Source organism: Micromonospora sp. WMMD729, from assembly GCF_049315225.1.
Classification (GTDB): domain Bacteria; phylum Actinomycetota; class Actinomycetes; order Mycobacteriales; family Micromonosporaceae; genus Micromonospora.
The window spans coordinates 5,550,582-5,568,592 of record NZ_CP186059.1; the positions used below are offsets into that span (position 1 = coordinate 5,550,582).

Here is an 18,011-nt window from a genome sequence, read left to right on the forward strand (position 1 = left end):
GGCGGGCAACGTCACCGGAGACCGGCCGCCGCGACCGGGGAGCGGTCCGTGCCCGGCGAGGGACCGTCCGCTGCGGCCGAGGACCCCTGGGCGCCGGCCGAGGGCAGCCCGGCGAAGAGGTCGTCCTCCCAGCCGTACGGGCCGAAGCCCGGGCCCTTCGTGCCGACGGCGAGGGTGAAGAACTCCACGCCCATGAACTCGCCACCGAAGTTACCGGCGATCGAGTAGAGCCACGAGGAGGCCGGGATCTGGGTGGCGTGCGCCCGCATCGCCGCCTCCTTGGCCGCGTGCTGGTCGGTGCCGTCGATGCGGGCGGCGATCTGCTCGTCCGGGGTACCGAAGGGCAGCTCGGCCAGGTCCTGGATGCCGGCAAACGGATTGTCCGAGGATTCCGCGAAGTGCGACATGCCGGCCTCCAGCACGCTGAGCGGCATGGCCGTCCAGTAGACCTTGGCCGGGGCGCAGCCCTCGGCGGCGGCCAGCTCGACGGCGCGCATCGCCACCCGGTGCGCCTGGATGTGGTCGGGGTGGCCGTAGAAGCCGTTCGGGTCGTACGTGATCAGCACCTGCGGGCGTACCTCCCGCATGATCTCCACCAGGTGCCCGGCGGCCTCGTCGAGGTCGGCCTGCCAGAAGGCCCGGGGGTGCTCGTTCGTCGCGAGGCCCATCATCCCCGAGTCGCGGTAGCGACCGGCGCCGCCGAGGAAGCGGTGGTCGGCGACGCCGAGCGCCGCGCAGGCGGCGGCCAGCTCCGCGATCCGGTACCCGCCGAGCTGGTCGGCCTCGGCGGCGGCGAGCTGCGCGAGCGCCGGTACGTGGATCTCGCCCTCCTCGCCGAGCGTGCAGGTCACCAACGTGACGTGCGCGCCGGCGGCGGCGTAGTGGGCCATCGTCGAGCCGGTGCCGATCGACTCGTCGTCGGGGTGCGCGTGGACCAGCAGCAGGCGGCGGTTGGGCAGCGTCGTCACGACGGTCACTCTAACCGGCGGCCCGCCCCGGGAGTCGTTGGACGCGTCCGCCCAGGTCGGCCACATCAGGCCCGGCGCGGCTCTACGATTTGGCCTGTGGACTTTCCGGAGCTGGCCGCCCGTACCCGCCGGTTCAGCCACGGCGCGCCACGGGCTGTCTCCGTGGCCGCAGACGGCTCCCGGGTGATCTTCCTGCGCTCGGCCGGCCCGGAGGATCCGGCGGACGCACTCTGGCTGCTGAACGTGGCGACCGGCGAGGAACAACTGGTGGCCGACCCGGCGGCGCTGTTGGGCGACGAAGGCGACGTGCGGGCGCTCAGCCCCGGTGAGCGGGCGCTGCGGGAACGGCTCCGGCTCAGCGCCGCCGGCATCGGCTCGTACGCGCTTGACGCCGCCGGCCGGGTGGCCGTGTTCGCCCTGGCCGGCCGCCTGTTCCGCGCCGACCTGGTGCACGGCGACGTGGTGGAGGTGGCCACGGTCGGCCCGGTGCTCGACCCACGGCCGGACCCGACCGGCGAACGCCTGGCGTACGTGACCGACGCGGCCGACGGCGTGCGCCGGGGTGAGCTGCGGGTCATCGAGGCGGACGGCACCGACACCCTGCTGGCCGGCGAGGACGCGGGCGTGAGCTGGGGGTTGGCCGAGCACATCGCGGCCGAGGAGTTCGGCCGGTACCGGGGCTACTGGTGGGCGCCGGACGGGCGTACGGTGCTCGCCGCCCGGGTGGACGAGTCGCGGCTGGACCGCTGGCACCTGCACGACCCGGCCGAGCCGGGCAGCCCGCCGACCGCCGTTGCGTACCCCCGGGCCGGCGGTCCGAACGCCGAGGTGAGCCTGCACCTGCTGGACCTCGACGACGGTTGGGTCGACGTGCACTGGGACCGCGAGACCTACCCGTACCTGACCGGGGTGAGCTGGGCCGAGGGCAGTCCGCTGATCACCGTGCTGCGCCGCTCGCAGCAGCACGGCCTGGTCCTCGCAGTGGACCCGCGCACCGGCGAGACGCAGGTGCACGCCGAGCTGGCCGACCCGCGTTGGGTGGAGCCGATCGCCGGCACCCCGGCGCACCTGCCCGACGGCCGGGTGCTTGTCGGCGGCGAGCTGGCCCATGACGGGTACGACGCGCGGTGCCTGTTCGCCGACGGCACGCTGCTCACCCCACCCTCGCTCTACGTGCGGCGGGTGGTCGGTCGGCTGCCGACCGTCAGCGGTCCCGCCGACCTGCTGGTGGAGGCGAGCGACGGCGAGCCCAGCGAGCGGCACCTGTTCCGGGTCCGTACCACGATCGGCGGCGGGGTGGACGCCCGGCGGCTCACCACCGACTCGGGCTGGCACACAGCGGCCGTCGGCGGGGACGTGCTGGTGGTCGGGACTGCGTCGCTGGACCACGCCGGGGTGCGCTGGACCGTGTCGCGCGGCGGCCAGGAACTCACCGAGCTGCGGTCGTTGGCCGCCGAGCCGCCGTACTCTCCGCTGCCGCTGCTGGAACGGGTGACCGACCGGCGGCTGCCGGCGGCGGTGCTCTACCCGGACAACCATGTGACGGGCCGGCGGCTGCCGGTGCTGCTGGACATCTACGGCGGGCCGGGCCACCAGGAGGTGGTGGCGGCGCGGGCCGCGTGGTTGGAGCGGCAATGGTGGGCCGACGCCGGGTTCGCGGTGGTCACCATCGACAACCGGGGTACGCCGGGAGTGGCCCCCTCGTTCGAGAAGGCGATCCACCGGCGACTGGCGGACGTGATCCTGACCGACCAGATCGACGCGTTGACCGCGCTCGCGGGCAAGCACCCGGACCTGGACCTCGGCCGGGTGGCCGTCCGCGGCTGGTCGTTCGGCGGGTGGCTGGCCGGACTGGCCGTGCTGCGCCATCCGGAACTCTTCAAGTGCGGCATCGCGGGTGCCCCGGTCACCGACTGGGCGCTGTACGACACCGCGTACACCGAGCGGTATCTCGGCCTGCCGGAGGACGGCATGGACGTGTACGCGCACCACTCGCTCATCGAGTTGGCCGCCGAGCCGGTCACCGGCCCGGACCAGGCCCGTCCGCTGCTGCTGGTACACGGCCTGGCCGACGACAACGTGGTGGCCGCGCACACGCTGCGGCTGTCGGCGGCGCTGTTGTCGACCGGCCGGCCGCACGCCGTGCTGCCGCTGACCGGCGCCACCCACATGGCCGCGAACGGCACCGCCGAGCGGCTGCTCCCGTTGGAACTGGAATTCCTACGTACGCACCTGGGCTGAAACGGAGGCGTCCCCCGTTCCAGCGGCGCTGCCGGAACGGGGGTTTTCAGGGGTGCGGACAGGTCAGTGCTTGGGGCTGGGACCGAACCGGTTCGCCCCGGGCGTGCCGTCCTGGACGAAGAACACGATCAGGACAATGGCCCCCACGATCGGCACGAGGCCGATCAGCAGCCACCACCCCGTCTTGTCGGTGTCGTGCAGGCGTCGCACCGCGACAGCCAGCGTCGGCAGCAGCAGCGCCAGGGAGACGACAAGACCGATGAAACCGTTTGACGAATCGTCGGCAAAGGTCAGTCCCAGTGCGTTGTCCAGGACGGAGGCGACGATACTGACAAGGACGGTGAACAGAAAGAACCACCAGTACTCAGAGCGGCGGGCTCGACCTGTGAAGCCGACGTACTGACTGAGGACCGATTTCACGGCGGTACCGAAGGACATGGCTGTCTCCCGCTCTTGAGGGGGGTCTCAAGCGCGAGGGTAGCCAAGCGAATCAATGTCAAACGGTCAAGCGCCTGACCATCGGCGGTGATCGGCGATTACAGGCTCCCCGACTCCGGCCAGTGGGACCAGTGTGTGTTCGGCTTCGCTTCGGGCGCGTAGAGCGCGAGATCGCCGGTCGCCAGGACATCGGCGATCTGGCGAAACGTCTCGGACTGACTTGGACGGGCGCCGCCGGCCAGGTCAGGGTGGTGCCATTCGTCCAGCCGCAGGACCTCGGGCAGGTCGACGGGGATTCGGCGGCGCAGTTCCCGTTCGTCCGCCAGGAGAAGCTCGCGATGACGCGGGACAAGCCGACGCAGCACGTCGACCAGATCCTCACCTGACTCGCCGGCAACGCCGATGTCCCGACCGCGAAGCACCACGGGGCCTCCCCGGTACGTCTCCGGCTCGTCCGGGTCCTCCATCTCGTCCCAGTTGTCGACCCGGTCGAGGAAGTCGCCGTTGTCGGTGCCAGGTTCGCCGCTGTTCAGGCAGTTGCCGAACACGTGGAGCACGTCGGTGAGGTTGCCGGCCCGTGGCGAGTAGCCGATTGTCTCGACGACGAGCGCCCATCGCCCGGCATCCCGATATCCGTGCAGTCGGGCGTCAACGGCGTAGGAGTAGCCGTTGTCGAGGTCCGGGAAGCGGAAGTCCTCGACTGCGGCGTCGAGTTGATCGAGGATGTCGGCCGGGCGCACAGCCGAGCACTGTAGTGCGTCAAGCGGCAACGGGAGCGGTCACCAGTACGCCAGCCCGCTGGAGCCCGACCCCATCCGGGGTGGACCGCCATGCTTACAGCCCCCCGAGGTGGATGGCGAGCTGGGTGATCGTGGGTGGGGCGTCCGGGTGGCGGGCGGCCTGGGCGACGACGTTCCTGCCCACGGGCGGTGGCGGATCTCGGCGGGCGCGATGCTGTCGGCCCGCACCAGAAGCCGGGCCGCATTGCCAGGGTCGTTGATATGGAGGTAGCCACGCGCCGCGTCGATGAGGTGTGCGGCGCGATGTTCCACCGGCAACCACCGCCAGCCGTCCCGCTCGATCGCCTTTCGATGCCGAGCGACCGCCTGCGGCCCGTCGCCCAACTCCACCGCTGCGATGACCCGCGCCAGCTCGACAGCCGTCGGCCCGAACGCCGTCCGGTGATGGTCGCGTCCATCACCTACCCGAGCGGCCAGCTCGGCGGCCTCGGCCAGCAGGTCAGTGCTCGCCCGGTCATCACCCGCCACGGCCGCCGTCAGGGCAGCTTGTACGAGCAGCGATCCGCACAGCGACAATTCCTGGGGCGTTTCCGGGGTGATCTGGGCGGCGGCAGCCAGCAACACCATTCTGGTGCCCGCCGATGGTCGCAGCACCTGACCAAGCTGCACCGCCGCGCAGGCCAGCAACACCTTGTCACCGGCAGCGGCGGACATCGCCCGATCAGCGGCCAACCACGCCAGATTCTCCTCGCCCAGCTTGACCAACAGCGCCGCTGTCACCCGGTAGACCTCCACCACTGCTTCCCGTCCAGCCGCCGGCTCCTGCGTGTCAACGCGATGAACCTCGGTGACCAACGCGGGCAGCAGTTCGACCAGACGCGGGTACCGGGCGTACTGGTAGGTCATCCACGCCTGCCATACCTCCCGCGCCAACCGCTCCGGCGACATCACCGGCTGGTCGGTCGGGCGACGGACGGCCATGGGGTACGCGGACAGCGCTGCCCGGATCCGCGCAACGCCCTCGCGGCACTCGGCCACCCCAGCGGGCTGCGCATCCCGCCCGAGCAGCGCGGCGGGATCGACCCGCAGCACCGCCGCGACCTCCCGGATGGTCGACACCCGCTCCAGCGAGCGAACCCCTCGCTCAACCTTGTCCACCCAGCTCTTCGACTTACCTAACCGATCGGCGAACGACTGCTGCGACAACCTCCGCCGAACCCGCAGGTACGCGACCCGCCGACCGATGGAAACCGGATCACCGCCCACGACGCCACCGCCGATCCGGCACCACCCGAGTCGTCTCTTCCACCGGTATCCGCTCCGACTCGGCCTGCTCGAGCAACCGACGCTTGGCCGCCTCTCGTTCGGCGGCGTCGATCTGCTCGCCCGTGTTGGGCATCTGGTCGTCGCGCTTGGACATCATCACCTCGCTGCTGGCGCATCGGCATACCTGCCGTCGTCAATGACCACGATGACGCCGATTAGTCGCCGGATGCGACGGCACAGGAAATGACATAAGGGATACATGAGGGGCGACATTTAGGCGACCTAGAGTTATCGTGGCGAACATGAACGCCCCGAACACCGCCTTGCGCTCGGTCCGCATCGGGATGCGCATGAGCCAGGACGACTTCGCCCGCGCGCTCCAAGCCGCTGGCCTCCGCATCGGCGAGCCCAACGACGCCAACAAGAGGCTCGTCCAACGCTGGGAGGCCGGCGTGATCGCCGCACCCCGGCCCGTGTACGCCCGCGCGTTGGAGGTCGTTACCGGCCTACCGGTCTCCCTACTGGGCTTCGCTGCGATCCCCGACGGCCATGCCGCGAGCGACCAACAGGGTGGCCACGACCTGACCTCTCCCATGTCCACCCTGGCCACCCCGACGCCCAAGCCACGCATGGTCCACAAGTCCTACGAGGGGGTGTGGCTCAGTCGCTACCAGTACCACTCCAGCGGCCGCAGCGAATCATTCGCCGGCCAGCATTTCGTTGTCGTACTCCAGCACGGCGACCGCCTGACCGTGCGCAGTCTGCCTGGCTCGGCGGCATCGTCACTGTCGCTGGACCTCACCGTGGACGGTGCCGTGGTCACCGGGACGTGGGTGGAGCAGACGGATCCCGCCGGCTACTACCGTGGAGCCCGCTACCACGGCGCGATTCAGCTTCTGGTAGAGCCGACAGGCCGGCGGATGGCCGGAAAATGGGTCGGGTTCGGCAAAGACATGGACGTCAACACCGGTCCATGGGAGCTGACATTCCGCGATGCCTCCACGTCCAAGGCGACGCTCGACCGCTACAACACGTCACCCGAATAGGGCTTGTCCCTTGGGTCGGGCTCGGTGGTCGGCAAGAGCTCTGGTGAACAGGGCGAGGTAGCTGTCGTGGGCCAGGGACAGGCCGCCAAGCTCGTCTTCGGTGAACCAGCCGATGGCATCGTGTTCGTCCGGGGCGGCGTTGACCGGGGACCCCGTCCACGCTTCGATCAGCCAGATCTGCATGTCGAACGTGTCGGTATGCACCTCGTGCACGGGCGGCCTCGAGGGCGCCGTGATGTCGACGCCCACCTCCTCCCGCAACTCCCGGGCAAGCGCCTCGCCCGGTAGTTCCCCGGCCTCCACATGTCCACCGGGCATGTCCCAGACGTCGGGGTACCACCGACGCTGCGGGGATCGGTGACACAGCAGCACCCGGTCGCCGTCGCGCAGCAGACCGGTGACGATGCGGGCCTTGGCAGAGCTTTCGACGGTGTTCGACACGGCCGCATCGTGCCACCTGTGGCGGCTCAGTGGTGGGCACGACCGCTCAAGATCGTCACAACATCAGGGTTGTTGCTGCCTCAGAGGCTCGGCACGCAGCACCATCAGGGTTGTTGCTGCCTGCGGGGCGCAGCACGCAGCACCGCGGCGATCAGGGGAGGTCGCGGCGGGTTGGCGGCCAGCGCTCGGCGCGCCAGTCGTTCCAGGTCACGAAACCGGCCGGCGGGTCGTCGACGGGTTCGGAGCCGTCGAGCTCGCCTGGCGTCGGGACGTCCATGCGGGCGGCCCACTCGGCGAGTTCCTCGTCGGACATCGGCCACGTCGTGTGGGGCGCGTCCGCCTGGCGCTGGTCGAGCCGTTCGCGCTGCTCGGCCGGGGCGAGTTCGAAGTAGCACAGTTCCACCCGCGCGCCGAGGTCGGCCGCGGCCTGCCGCAGAGCGGAACGCTCGTCCCGACTCCAGAGGCCAAAGTCGATCACCACATTGTTGCCGAGGTCGAGGGCGCGCAGCCCGATCGCGATGAGCCGCCCCTCGATCACGTCCGAGGCCGCAGGCGGATTCTCGGCACCGTAGAGGGCCTTCATCCACTCGTCCTTGGTCAGACGAAGCGCCTTCTGCTCGACCTCGATCCGCCGCGCGGCAGTGGTCTTTCCGGTACACGGGAGCCCCACCGTCAGGAACAGTGTCGGTCGCGTCATCACGGCTCCCATTCGGTCAGCGTGCCCGGGTCTCCCAGACCGGCTTCTGCGGCTCGTCATTGTGCACGACGAAGTCGACGTGATCGGTCGGGCGCACGGTGTCGAAGTAGAGTTGCTGGGCGGGGACGTAACGGTCCCGCCAGCGCCGTTCGACATCGGCCCGGGACGACACCGTCCGCTCGCGGATCACGGCACGGTCCACCGTCGTCTCGATCGCGGTGGCCACGAGAATGCGCAGCTCCCACTGATCGACCACTTCCGGGCGCATGAGGAAGACGCCGTCGAACACCAGCACGGCGTCGGCGGGTGCCGTCATGGCCGGCGGAGACAGCACGGCATCCGTGGCGCGGTCGTACACCGCGGGTTGGAAGCCCCGACCGCCGCCCGGTCCGAGAGGATCGAGCAGCACCCGGTTCAGCGCGGCCCAGTCGTGGGAGTCGAAATAGCAGCCTTCGGCCGAGTACTCGCCGCGCGGATAGCGACGCGTCCGAGGAAAGAGGAAATCGTCGACCGTCGCGCGGATGACGTAACGGCCCTGACGTCGCAGAACGACGGCGAGTTCGTCGGCGAGGGTGGTCTTGCCGCTCGCTGGTGGACCGTCAACGGCGACCCGTACCGGGTGTGCGACATCAACGGCGCCGACCGCCTCGGCGAGACGGCCGAGCAGCTCCGCGCGACGCGGCCCCGGCCTCATGTCAGTCGTCCTCGATGCGCCCGGTGGTCGGATCGACCATGGCCAGGAAGTCCCGGATGTTCTCCTTGTGCTCGTCCAGCGACAGGCCGGCAGTCGGGCCGACGCCGAATCCGTAGCCGGGGTTCGGCCCGCTGAGCCAGGTGTAGTCGGTGCCGTCGCACTCGTTCGGGCGCAGGGCGAACGTCTCTCCGTCGACGTCGACGGTGACCGACGTGGCGTCGTCCGTGGGTACCGGGCGCAGGCCGGGTACGGCGTCCGGGTCGACGCCGCCGTCATCCGGGTAGATCGGCTTCACCTGGCCATCTTCCCGCGAAACGACCCAAACCGCAGTGCCCCCGACGACGCTGTCGAAAGGGGCCCTGCCTGCGGTACGACGGCGCCACACAACCTCCGCCGCGAAGGGCTCGTCACGAACTGCGACATCGGTTACGGTCTCTGCAACAAACGCATGTGACAACGCGGGGGCCGCCCTGATCGTTGAACCGGCACCTGCCCGAGCCGGCCGTCACCGCACGGGAGGACAACGTGTCGGATTACCCGAAGATGATCGTCCCGGTCGACCACATTGAGCCGGTGCCTCGCCGGATCCGAGCCTTCCTCGGCGGCGAGCAGGTACTGGACACCACGCGGGCGTTGTACGTGTGGGAATGGCCGTTCTTCCCGCAGTACTACATCCCCGTTGACGACCTGGATCGCAACCTGTTGATCGAGGGCCAGGGCACCGAGGCTTCCCGGCGCGGGACCGCGCGGCTGCACGGGCTGCAGGTTGGCGAGACGATCCGTCCTTCGTGCGGGCGGTTGTACGGAGACGATGCGCTGGCTGGGTTGGCGAACACGATCCGGTTCGACTGGGCAGCCATGGATGCCTGGTTCGAGGAGGACGAAGAGGTCTTCGTGCACCCCCGCAACCCGTTCGCGCGGGTGGACGCGGTGCGTTCCACCCGCAGCGTCAGGGTGGAACTGGAAGGGGTCGTCCTGGCCGAGTCGACATCGCCCGTTGTGGTCTTCGAGACCGGTCTACCGCCCCGCTACTACCTCAACCGGACCGACGTGAACTTCAGACACCTCGTGGCGTCGGAGACGAGGACCGGCTGCCCGTACAAGGGGCGGACCAGCGACTACTGGTCCATCCGTCTCGATGACCAGACCCACCCGGACCTGGCCTGGTCGTACAACTTCCCGACCGCCGCACTCCTGCCGATCGCCGGCCTGATCGCCTTCTACAACGAAAAAGTCGATCTCTTCGTCGACGGCGAGCAACTGAGCCGGCCGAAAACGCCCTTCCACTGAACCAACCGCACGCCCGCGCCTTGGAGGTCGTTACCGGCCTACCGGTTCTCCTCCTCGGCTTCGCCGCGATCCCCGACGGTCCTGCCGGACACCATCCAGCTTCTGGTGGAACCCACAGGCCGGCGGATGGCCTGGACGTCAATACGGTTCGTGGGAGTCGAGCTTCCGCGATGCCTCCACCGCTACGACAGGACTCGTGGATGCTCAACTCGGGTTTCAGGAAGGTGGGCTGTCGGGGCGGCCGCGACACCCCGGTCTTCTGAGAATTGAGTCGATCAAGGCGGCGAGACGGCAGAGGGCCCCTCCCGACGACGCTGTCGAGAGGGGCCCTGCCTGCGGTACGACGACCTACGGCTTGACGTACGCGTTGACGAACGCCGGGTAGCCGAAGACGCTGGAGACGAAGACGCCGCCGGCCTTGGAGCCGTGCACGTGGTAGGCCACGTCGACGTACATCGGCACCACGGGCGCGTGCTCCTTCATGATCCGCTCGTCCAGCTTGGCCCACTCCGGGCCCTGCTCGGACGGGGCGAGCGCCAGGATCCGGTCCATCTCGGCGTTGATCGTCGGGTCGTTGAAGTAGGACTGGTTGCTGTTCCCCTCGGCCTTGATGCTGCGGCCGTCGTACAGCACCGGCAGGATCGCCGCGCCGCTCGGCCAGTCCGCCGCCCAGTTACCGATGTACAGGTCCCACGGGTTGTCCTTCTTCTTGATCTCGTCGAGCTTCGCGTCGTCCGAGATGTTCCGCAGCGTGATCTTGAAGCCGGCACGCTCCAGGTTGGCCTTGAGCTGAGCGCCCTGCTGCTGCTCGGTCGAGTTGTCGGCGACACCGAGGACCAGCTCCGGCGTCTGCCCGCCGAGCAGCTCCTTGGCCTTGGCGACGTCGCCGTTGGGGCCCGCCGGGTACGCCTCGTACGCCTTGTAGCCGATCGTGGCCGGCGGCATCAGCGTGGTCAGCGGGGCGGCGACGTTCTGGCCGCCGAGCGCCTTGACCATGCCCTCGCGGTCGATGGCGTAGTTGAGCGCCTGGCGGATCTTGAGGTCCTTGACCCGCTGGTTGTTGATGACGAGTTGGTTGGCGCTCGGCGTCGGCGAGAGGATGCTGCGCGACTTCAGCGCCGCGTCCCCGGCCACCTTGGCGACCAGCGAGGCGGGTACGGCGTTGAAGGCGAGCGCGCTCTGGTCGGCGCCGTTGTCCGCGATCACCCGGTTGTTGGCGGCGTCCGCGGTCGGGCCGAAGCTCCAGACGAACTGGTCCGGGTACTGGTGCCGGACCGGGTCGGTGTTCGGGTCCCAGTTCGGGTTGCGGTCGAGCGTGATCTGCACGCCGACCTGGTTCTTGGCGACCTTGTAGGGGCCGGACGAGAACGGCTGCTTGTCCAGGTCGATGCCGGTGTCCTTGTCCGGGGGCAGCGGCGCGGTGGTCGGCAGCGACGCGGCGAACGGCAGGTCACAGCGCGGCTTGGCGAACTCGAACCGCAGCGTCTTCGCGTCCGGCGCGGTCAGGCCGGGCGGCAGGGACGTCTTGTTCTTCTTGAAGTCCCACTTGGTGTCGAACTGCGGGGTGTCGGCCAGCCACTCCTGGATGTAGGTCGGGCCACCGGAGAGGTCGGGGTCGAAGGAGCGGGCGATGCCGTACGCGATCTCCTTGGCGGTGATCGGCCGGCCGTCCTCGAACTTCACCCCGTCCTTGATGGTGAATTCCCAGACCTTGCAGTCGTTGTTGACGTTCTTGCCGGGCGTCTCGGCGAGGTCACCGACGAGGACCAGCCCGCCCTTGCCGTCGTCCTTCCAGGTGGTCAGGTATCGGGCGAAGAGCGGGTTCGTCATGAGGCCCGCGAACGAGTACGTCCGCTGCGGGTCGAGGTGGGAGATCGGCGACTCCCGGATGATGGTGAAGGTGCCACCCTTCGTGGCGCCGCTCACCTCGGCCGCCGGCCCCTGCGAGTCCTTGGGGTCGGTCGCGATGACCCCGGTCTGCTGCCGGTTGTTGTCCACCGTGGTGCCCTCGCCGGTGTTCTTCGAGCACGCACCCAACGCCACAACCAGAGCGATCGCGCCGCCTGCGGCAACCGCCACGCGTGGTCGCATGAAGTACCTCCTTCACCCATCTGCCGAGCGGTTCCGTCGGGGCGGGAACCGCCGACGTCCCGAGGATCGTAAGGAAGAAAACCTACAAGTTGTGTAACAGTTGTCGATAAATTTCGCCAGCAGCCACGCGCGGCACGGCGGTACGGGTCAGCGCAGCCGGACCCGCGGGTCGATGGCCGCGTACAGCAGGTCCACCAGCATGTTCGCCAGCACCACGAAGACGGCGGCGATCAGCACGGTGGCCATGATGGTGGGCAGGTCTCCGGACTTCACCGCGTCCACCGCCGTACGCCCCAACCCCTGGATGCCGAACGTCGTCTCGGTGATCACCGTGCCGCCCAGCGCCCCACCCACGTCCAGCCCCGCGATGGTCACCACCGGAGTGATCGCCGCGCGCAGCGCGTGTCGCCCGTACACCTTGGGTTTGGACAGGCCCTTGGCCCGTGCGGTGCGGACGAAGTCCTCGGAGAGCGTCTCCAGCATCTGCGCCCGTGACAGCCGGGCGTAGATCGCCGAGAACAGGAAGGCCAACGCCACCCAGGCGAGCACCAGCCCACTGGCCCACTTCGCCGGATTGTCGAACAGGGACGTGTAGCTCGGCACCGGCAGCCAGCGCAGGTTGTAGACGAACACCAGCAACAGCACCGCGCCCACGAAGTAGAGCTGCAACGACGCGCCGGTCAGCGAGAAGCCGATGGCGGCCCGGTCCAGCCAGGTGCCCCGGCGCAACGCCGAGACCATGCCCAGCCCCACGCCGAGCAGCAGCCAGAGGATGGCCGCCGGGATCACGATGCTCAGCGTCACCGGCAGTACCCGGGCGATGGTGTCCGAGACCGCCTCGTTGGTGACGTACGACCAGCCCAGGCAGGGCGCGTCGCACCGGCCACCCTGGGCGCTGCCCAGGTCCCGACCGGTGACGATGCCCTTCATGTAGCCGGCGTACTGGCTGACCAACGGGTCGTTGAGGCCCAGGTCGTCACGGACCCGCTCCAGCCGCTCCGGGTTGCAGTTCTTGGAGCAGATGCTGCTCACCGGGTCGCGCGGCAGGGCGAAGAACATCAGGAACGTCAACACGCTCACCGCGAAGAGGGTCAGCACCGCCGAGAAGAGCCGCTTGATCAGAAATCGCGTCATGGGGACCCCTACCGGGACGACTTCGGGTCGAGCGCGTCCCGCAACGCGTCGCCGAAGAGGTTGAAGGCGAACACCAGCGCGAAGATCGTGATGCCCGGGAAGAACACGTACGCCGGGTCGGTCTGGAGGTAGTCCAGACTGTCGTAGATCATCCGGCCGAAGCTCGGCGTCTCGTCGCTCAGCCCGACGCCGATGAAGGACAGCGCGGCCTCGCTGGTGATGAACTGCGGCACCGCCAGGGAGAACGACACCAGGATCGGCGCCCAGATGTTCGGCAGGAGCTGCCGGAAGATGATGTGCCCCAGCCCGGCGCCGCTGGCCTTGGCGGCCTCCACGAACTCCCGTTCGCGCAGCGCGATCACCTGCCCGCGTACCAGCCGGGCCGTGCTGGTCCAGCCGAAGATCGCGAACACGGCGATCAGCACACCCACCCCGAACGCGGACGACACCTGCCCCCGCTCGCCGTAGAAGCGCAGCGTGATGGCGGGGGTGAGGGCCAACGCGATGATCAGGAACGGCATGGCCAGGGTCAGGTCGGTGATCCAGTTGATCACCGCGTCGAGCCAGCCGCCGAGGTAACCCGCCAGCGCGCCGAGCGCGATGCCGATCGCGGCGGTGATCAGGGCGGCGGCGATCGCGATGAACAGGGACGTGCGCAGCCCGTAGATCAACCGGACGAAGATGTCCCGGCCCAGCGCCGGCTCCAGCCCGAACCAGTGGTCGCCGCTGACGCCGCCGACGTAGCCGAGCGGCATGCCGTTGCCGTCGAGCAGGTTCTGGAACTGCTCGCGCGGCCCGACGCCGTAGACCATCTCGATCAGCGGGGCGGACAACCCCAGAACCATGAAGAACACCAGGAGTACGCCGCTGACAACGGCTGTACGGTCGCGGCGCAGCCGCAGCCAGGCGAGCTGCCCGGGCGAGCGGCCGACGACGCCCTTCGCGGCGGGCGTGCTCGCGTCCGGGTCGGACTCGATCTCGGCCAGCGCGACACCCTCCACCGGGGACAGGCTCACGACGACACCTCCTCGTCGACCTGCGCGACCGCCCCGGCCGCCTGCGGGCTCGGGCTGGCCGCTTCCCCTTCAGGACTCGGGCTGGCCGCTTCCCCTTCGGGACTCGGGCTGACCGCTTCCCCTTCGGGACTCGGGCTAGCCTTTTCCCCTTCGGGGCTCGGGCTGACCGCTTCCCCTTCGGGGAAGTGACACGCGGTCGCCTGCCGGCCGCCGTCGCGCGGCACCAGCGAGGGCTCCTCGGTGGCGCAGACGTCCTGCGCCTTCCAGCAGCGGGTCCGGAACCGGCAGCCCGACGGCGGGTCGAGCGGGGTGGGCACGTCGCCGGTCAGTCGGATCCGGCCCGCCGGGCCGAGCTGCGTGACGTCCGGGATCGCCGAGAGCAGCGCCCGGGTGTACGGGTGCTGCGGGCGCTCGTAGATGTCCTCCCGGTCGCCGATCTCCACGATCCGGCCCAGATACATGACCGCGACCCGCTGGCAGAAGTGCCGGACCACGGCCAGGTCGTGCGCGATGAACACGAACGCCAGCCCGAGTTCTCGTTGCAGGTCGCGCAGCAGGTTGACCACCTGCGCCTGGATCGAGACGTCCAGTGCGCTCACCGGCTCGTCGGCGACGATCAGCTTCGGCCGTAGCGCCAGCGCGCGGGCGATGCCGATGCGCTGGCGCTGCCCGCCGGAGAACTCGTGCGGGTACCGGTTGTAGTGCTCCGGGTTCAACCCGACCAGCTCCAGCAGCTCCTGCACCCGCGCCTTGATCCCGCCGGGCGGCTTGATGCCGTTGACCTGCAACGGCATCGCCACGATCCGACCGACCGTGTGCCGGGGGTTCAACGACGCGTACGGGTCCTGGAAGATGATCTGGAGTTCCTGCCGCAGTGGGCGCAGCTCCCGCCGGCTCGCGTGGGTGATGTCCCGCCCGCCGAACTCGATGCTGCCGCTCGTCGCCTCCAGCAGCCGCACCAGCATCCGGCCGGTGGTCGTCTTGCCACAGCCCGACTCCCCCACCAGGCCCAGCGTCTCGCCGGGGCGCACGTCGAAGTCGAGCCCGTCGACCGCCCGCACGACGCCGGTGGCGCGCAGTCCCTGCCGTACCGGAAAGTGTTTGGTCAGGCCGCGGACCCGCAGCAGTGGTTCGTCGCTCATCGGGCCACCCCCACGGATCGCACGCTCTCGGCGTAGATCGCCGCACGCTCCTCGGCGCTCAGATGGCAGGCGACCAGGTGGCCGTCGCCGCCCGCCGGTCGCAGCTCGGGCACCTCGGTGCGGGAGCGGTCGCCGGCCCGGTCGTCGTAGCGGCAGCGCGGGTGGAACGCGCACCCGGACGGCAGGTTGATCAGGCTGGGCGGGTTGCCGGGGATGGGAACCAGGTCCGCGTCCGCGTCGCCGTGCAGCGACGGCACGCTGGAGAGCAACCCCCAGGTGTACGGATGCTGCGGCGAGCGGAGCACCTGCTCGACGCTGCCGTGCTCCACGGCCCGCCCGCCGTACATGACCAGCACCTCGTCGGCGACCTGGCCGACGACGCCGAGATCGTGGGTGATCAGGATGATCGCGGAGTGGAACTCGGCCTGCAGGTCGGCGAGCAGGTCGAGGATCTGCGCCTGCACGGTGACGTCCAGCGCGGTGGTCGGCTCGTCGGCGATCAGCAACGCCGGGTCGTTGACCAGCGCCATGGCGATCATCGCCCGTTGGCGCATGCCGCCGGAGAACTCGTGCGGGTACTGATCGAAGCGGCGGGCGGGCTGCGGGATGCCGACCCGGTCCAACATGTCCACCGCCCGCTGCCGGGCCGCACGCCGATCGACCTCCGGATGGTGCACCCGGTACGCCTCGGCGATCTGCCGACCGACCGTGTAGTACGGGTGCAGCGCGGAGAGCGGGTCCTGGAAGATCATCGCCATGTCCCGGCCGCGCAGCCGGCGTACCTCCTCGTCGGGCAGGCCGACGAGCTGCCGGCCGCCGACCGAGATCTCCCCGGTGATCGTGGCCCGCTTGGGATCGTGCAGACCGAGGATGGCAAGCGAGGTGACGCTCTTGCCGGAGCCGGACTCGCCGACGATGCCGAGCGTGCGCCCCCGCTCGACGGCGAAGGACACCCCGTCGACCGCGCGCACCACGCCATCCGAGGTGTCGAACCGGACCCGCAGGTCACGCACCCGCAGGTAGGCATCCGAGCTGTCCACGGCCACCTCCCTCAGTGACGAAGAGAACTTACAACAATGTCGAGAGGGTGAAAATAAGCTACAAGTTCGGCACGTGTCAGCGGGCCCGAGCGTAACGAGTCCGCATCAGCCCCGCACGCCCCGCGCCCCGGCGCCGGGCGCCCAAGATCCTCACAACATCCCCGAAGTTGCTGCCTCAGCCGCACCGGAAACAGCAACATCCCCGATACTGAGCAGATCTTGGACGGCCGGAAGAACTTCTTTCCTGACGGGTGTCGGTCGGCTGCCCTAGGGTCGTCGCATGACCGAGTTCGACGCGGCCACCACCGCCGTCCAAGCCGCTCTCGACGCGGGCGCCCGGTACGCCGACGCGCGGGTGATGCACCGCCGCTACGAGTCGATGACCGCGCGCAACGGCGACGTGGAGGAGTTGACCCAGGACGAGAGCATCGGGCTCGGCGTACGGGCGCTGGTCGGCGCGAGTTGGGGCTTCCACGCCGTACCCGATCTGTCGGACGCTGCCGCCCGCGAGGCCGGCCGGCGGGCGACCCGGACCGCGATGGCCAGCGCGCGGGTGCCCGGGCCCGCGGTCGACCTGGTCGCGGTCGAGGCCGTGACGGCGAGCTGGTCCTCGGACTGCCGCGTCGACCCGCTCGGGGTTCCGTTGTCCGAGAAGGGCGACCTGCTGGTCGGCGCGACCCGCGCCATGACCGAGCACGGCGCGGACCTGGCCGAGGGGCTGTACCAGATCTGGGACACCGCGAAGTGGTTCGTCTCCAGCGAGGGGCACCGCATCGACCAGCGCATCCGCGAGTGCGGCGGCGGCATCTCGGCCACCTCGATCGGCGACGGCGAGACGCAACGGCGGTCCTGGCCCAGTTACCGGGGGCAGTACGGCACCACCGGCTGGGAACTTGTCGAATCGCTCGATCTGGCCGCGCACGCCGCGCAGATCGCCGAGGAGTCGCGGGCGCTGCTGACCGCGCCACAGTGTCCGGCCGGTGAGACGGATCTGATCCTCGGCAGCGAGCAGTTGGCCCTACAGATCCACGAGTCGGTGGGCCACGCCATCGAACTGGACCGGATCCTCGGCTGGGAGGCGGCGTTCGCCGGCACGTCCTGGCTGGACCTGGCCCAGCTCGGCTCGCTGCGCTACGGCTCCGAGCTGATGAACATCACCATCGACCCGACGATCCCGGGCGCGCTGGGCAGCTTCGGCTTCGACGACGAGGGCTCACCCGCGGTCAAGCGGGACGCGGTGCGCGAGGGCCGGTGGGTGGGCGTGCTCGCCGGCCGCGACTCGGCGGCCATGGCGGGCCTCGACTACGGCGGCAGCGTACGCGCCGACGGGTGGGCCCGGCTGCCGATGGTGCGGATGACGAACGTGGGCCTGGAGCCCGGGCCGCACACCCTGGAGGAGATCATCTCGGCCACCGACGACGGCGTGCTGATGGATCTCAACCGGTCCTGGTCGATCGACGACAAGCGGCTCAACTTCCAGTTCGGGTGCGAGATCGGCTGGGAGATCAAGAAGGGTCGGCGGGGGCGGATGCTGCGCAACCCGACGTACACCGGGATCGGGCCGCTGTTCTGGCGGTCGATGGACATGCTCTCCGGCGAGACGGTGCCCTGGGGGACACCCAACTGCGGCAAGGGCCAGCCGGGTCAGATCGGGCACACCGGCCATCCGGCCGCACCGGCCCGCTTCAAGAACGTCCGGGTGGGGGTGTCAGCGTGAGCGCGAGGAGTGAGCCGGTTTTGCGAGCCCCGCAGTCGCGAACGAAAGGA

The 18,011-nt window shown here is 69.7% G+C and carries 18 protein-coding genes; 4 read left to right on the top strand and 14 right to left on the bottom strand.

The window, feature by feature from the left end; all coding sequences use genetic code 11:
- Positions 1–11: 11 nt before the first annotated feature.
- Positions 12–977, bottom strand: coding sequence for an N-acetyl-1-D-myo-inositol-2-amino-2-deoxy-alpha-D-glucopyranoside deacetylase (gene mshB, locus ACN263_RS25395; RefSeq protein WP_422736810.1), 966 nt, complete (start codon positions 975–977; stop codon positions 12–14).
- A gap of 87 nt (positions 978–1,064) precedes the next feature.
- Between mshB and ACN263_RS25400 the strand changes: the two genes are divergently transcribed.
- Entirely contained in the window at positions 1,065–3,209 is a 2,145-nt protein-coding gene (locus tag ACN263_RS25400) for a prolyl oligopeptidase family serine peptidase (RefSeq protein ID WP_422736811.1), read from the top strand.
- 63 nt (positions 3,210–3,272) lie between these two features.
- Here ACN263_RS25400 and ACN263_RS25405 read toward each other — a convergent pair whose 3' ends face one another.
- The 4 genes from ACN263_RS25405 to ACN263_RS25420 form a co-directional block, all read right to left on the bottom strand.
- Positions 3,273–3,647 carry a DUF805 domain-containing protein gene (locus ACN263_RS25405; protein ID WP_422736812.1) on the bottom strand — a complete coding sequence of 125 codons (375 nt, stop codon included), beginning with the start codon at positions 3,645–3,647 and terminating at the stop codon, positions 3,273–3,275.
- A 98-nt stretch (positions 3,648–3,745) separates the two neighbouring features.
- Positions 3,746–4,387, bottom strand: a complete 642-nt coding sequence (locus tag ACN263_RS25410) for a DUF7003 family protein (protein ID WP_422736813.1) — start codon at positions 4,385–4,387, stop codon at positions 3,746–3,748.
- Between the two features lie 39 nt (positions 4,388–4,426).
- Positions 4,427–5,653 carry a helix-turn-helix domain-containing protein gene (locus ACN263_RS25415; protein WP_422736814.1) on the bottom strand — a complete coding sequence of 409 codons (1,227 nt, stop codon included), beginning with the start codon at positions 5,651–5,653 and terminating at the stop codon, positions 4,427–4,429.
- A complete protein-coding gene (locus ACN263_RS25420) occupies positions 5,643–5,807 on the bottom strand; it encodes a hypothetical protein (RefSeq protein WP_422736815.1) in 165 nt (54 codons plus the stop codon). Before ACN263_RS25420 ends, ACN263_RS25415 begins: the two co-directional genes overlap by 11 nt.
- Positions 5,808–5,955: 148 nt before the next feature.
- Between ACN263_RS25420 and ACN263_RS25425 the strand changes: the two genes are divergently transcribed.
- A complete protein-coding gene (locus ACN263_RS25425; protein WP_422736816.1) occupies positions 5,956–6,699 on the top strand; it encodes an XRE family transcriptional regulator in 744 nt (247 codons plus the stop codon).
- Here ACN263_RS25425 and ACN263_RS25430 read toward each other — a convergent pair.
- The 4 genes from ACN263_RS25430 to ACN263_RS25445 form a co-directional block, all read right to left on the bottom strand.
- On the bottom strand, positions 6,688–7,140 hold the full coding sequence (locus tag ACN263_RS25430) for an NUDIX domain-containing protein (RefSeq protein WP_422736817.1): 453 nt from the start codon (positions 7,138–7,140) through the stop codon (positions 6,688–6,690). The two genes, ACN263_RS25425 and ACN263_RS25430, sit on opposite strands and share 12 nt — an antisense overlap.
- A gap of 151 nt (positions 7,141–7,291) precedes the next feature.
- Entirely contained in the window at positions 7,292–7,849 is a 558-nt protein-coding gene (locus tag ACN263_RS25435) for an AAA family ATPase (protein WP_422736818.1), read from the bottom strand.
- A gap of 4 nt (positions 7,850–7,853) precedes the next feature.
- Positions 7,854–8,531, bottom strand: a complete 678-nt coding sequence (locus ACN263_RS25440; RefSeq protein ID WP_422736819.1) for a uridylate kinase — start codon at positions 8,529–8,531, stop codon at positions 7,854–7,856.
- 1 nt (position 8,532) lies between these two features.
- Positions 8,533–8,826: a hypothetical protein gene (locus ACN263_RS25445; RefSeq protein WP_422736820.1), complete on the bottom strand. Its 294-nt coding sequence runs from the start codon at positions 8,824–8,826 to the stop codon at positions 8,533–8,535.
- A gap of 230 nt (positions 8,827–9,056) precedes the next feature.
- Here ACN263_RS25445 and ACN263_RS25450 point away from each other — a divergent pair, with 230 nt between their 5' ends.
- Positions 9,057–9,821: a DUF427 domain-containing protein gene (locus ACN263_RS25450; protein WP_422736821.1), complete on the top strand. Its 765-nt coding sequence runs from the start codon at positions 9,057–9,059 to the stop codon at positions 9,819–9,821.
- A gap of 348 nt (positions 9,822–10,169) precedes the next feature.
- On the opposite strand, the gene ACN263_RS25455 is transcribed toward ACN263_RS25450, so the two are convergent.
- From ACN263_RS25455 to ACN263_RS25475, 5 genes are all read right to left on the bottom strand, one after another.
- Positions 10,170–11,912 (bottom strand): ABC transporter substrate-binding protein, encoded by a 1,743-nt coding sequence (locus ACN263_RS25455; RefSeq protein ID WP_422736822.1) that lies wholly within the window; start codon positions 11,910–11,912, stop codon positions 10,170–10,172.
- Positions 11,913–12,059: 147 nt separating this feature from the next.
- Positions 12,060–13,046, bottom strand: coding sequence for an ABC transporter permease (locus tag ACN263_RS25460; RefSeq protein WP_422736823.1), 987 nt, complete (start codon positions 13,044–13,046; stop codon positions 12,060–12,062).
- Between the two features lie 8 nt (positions 13,047–13,054).
- Positions 13,055–14,062: an ABC transporter permease gene (locus ACN263_RS25465; RefSeq protein WP_422736824.1), complete on the bottom strand. Its 1,008-nt coding sequence runs from the start codon at positions 14,060–14,062 to the stop codon at positions 13,055–13,057.
- On the bottom strand, positions 14,059–15,204 hold the full coding sequence (locus ACN263_RS25470; protein ID WP_422736825.1) for an ABC transporter ATP-binding protein: 1,146 nt from the start codon (positions 15,202–15,204) through the stop codon (positions 14,059–14,061). Before ACN263_RS25470 ends, ACN263_RS25465 begins: the two co-directional genes overlap by 4 nt.
- Positions 15,201–16,244, bottom strand: coding sequence for an ABC transporter ATP-binding protein (locus tag ACN263_RS25475; protein ID WP_422736826.1), 1,044 nt, complete (start codon positions 16,242–16,244; stop codon positions 15,201–15,203). The genes ACN263_RS25470 and ACN263_RS25475 overlap by 4 nt, the downstream gene beginning before the upstream one ends.
- A gap of 280 nt (positions 16,245–16,524) precedes the next feature.
- Here ACN263_RS25475 and ACN263_RS25480 point away from each other — a divergent pair, with 280 nt between their 5' ends.
- Positions 16,525–17,961, top strand: a complete 1,437-nt coding sequence (locus ACN263_RS25480) for a TldD/PmbA family protein (RefSeq protein ID WP_422736827.1) — start codon at positions 16,525–16,527, stop codon at positions 17,959–17,961.
- Positions 17,962–18,011: the final 50 nt, after the last annotated feature.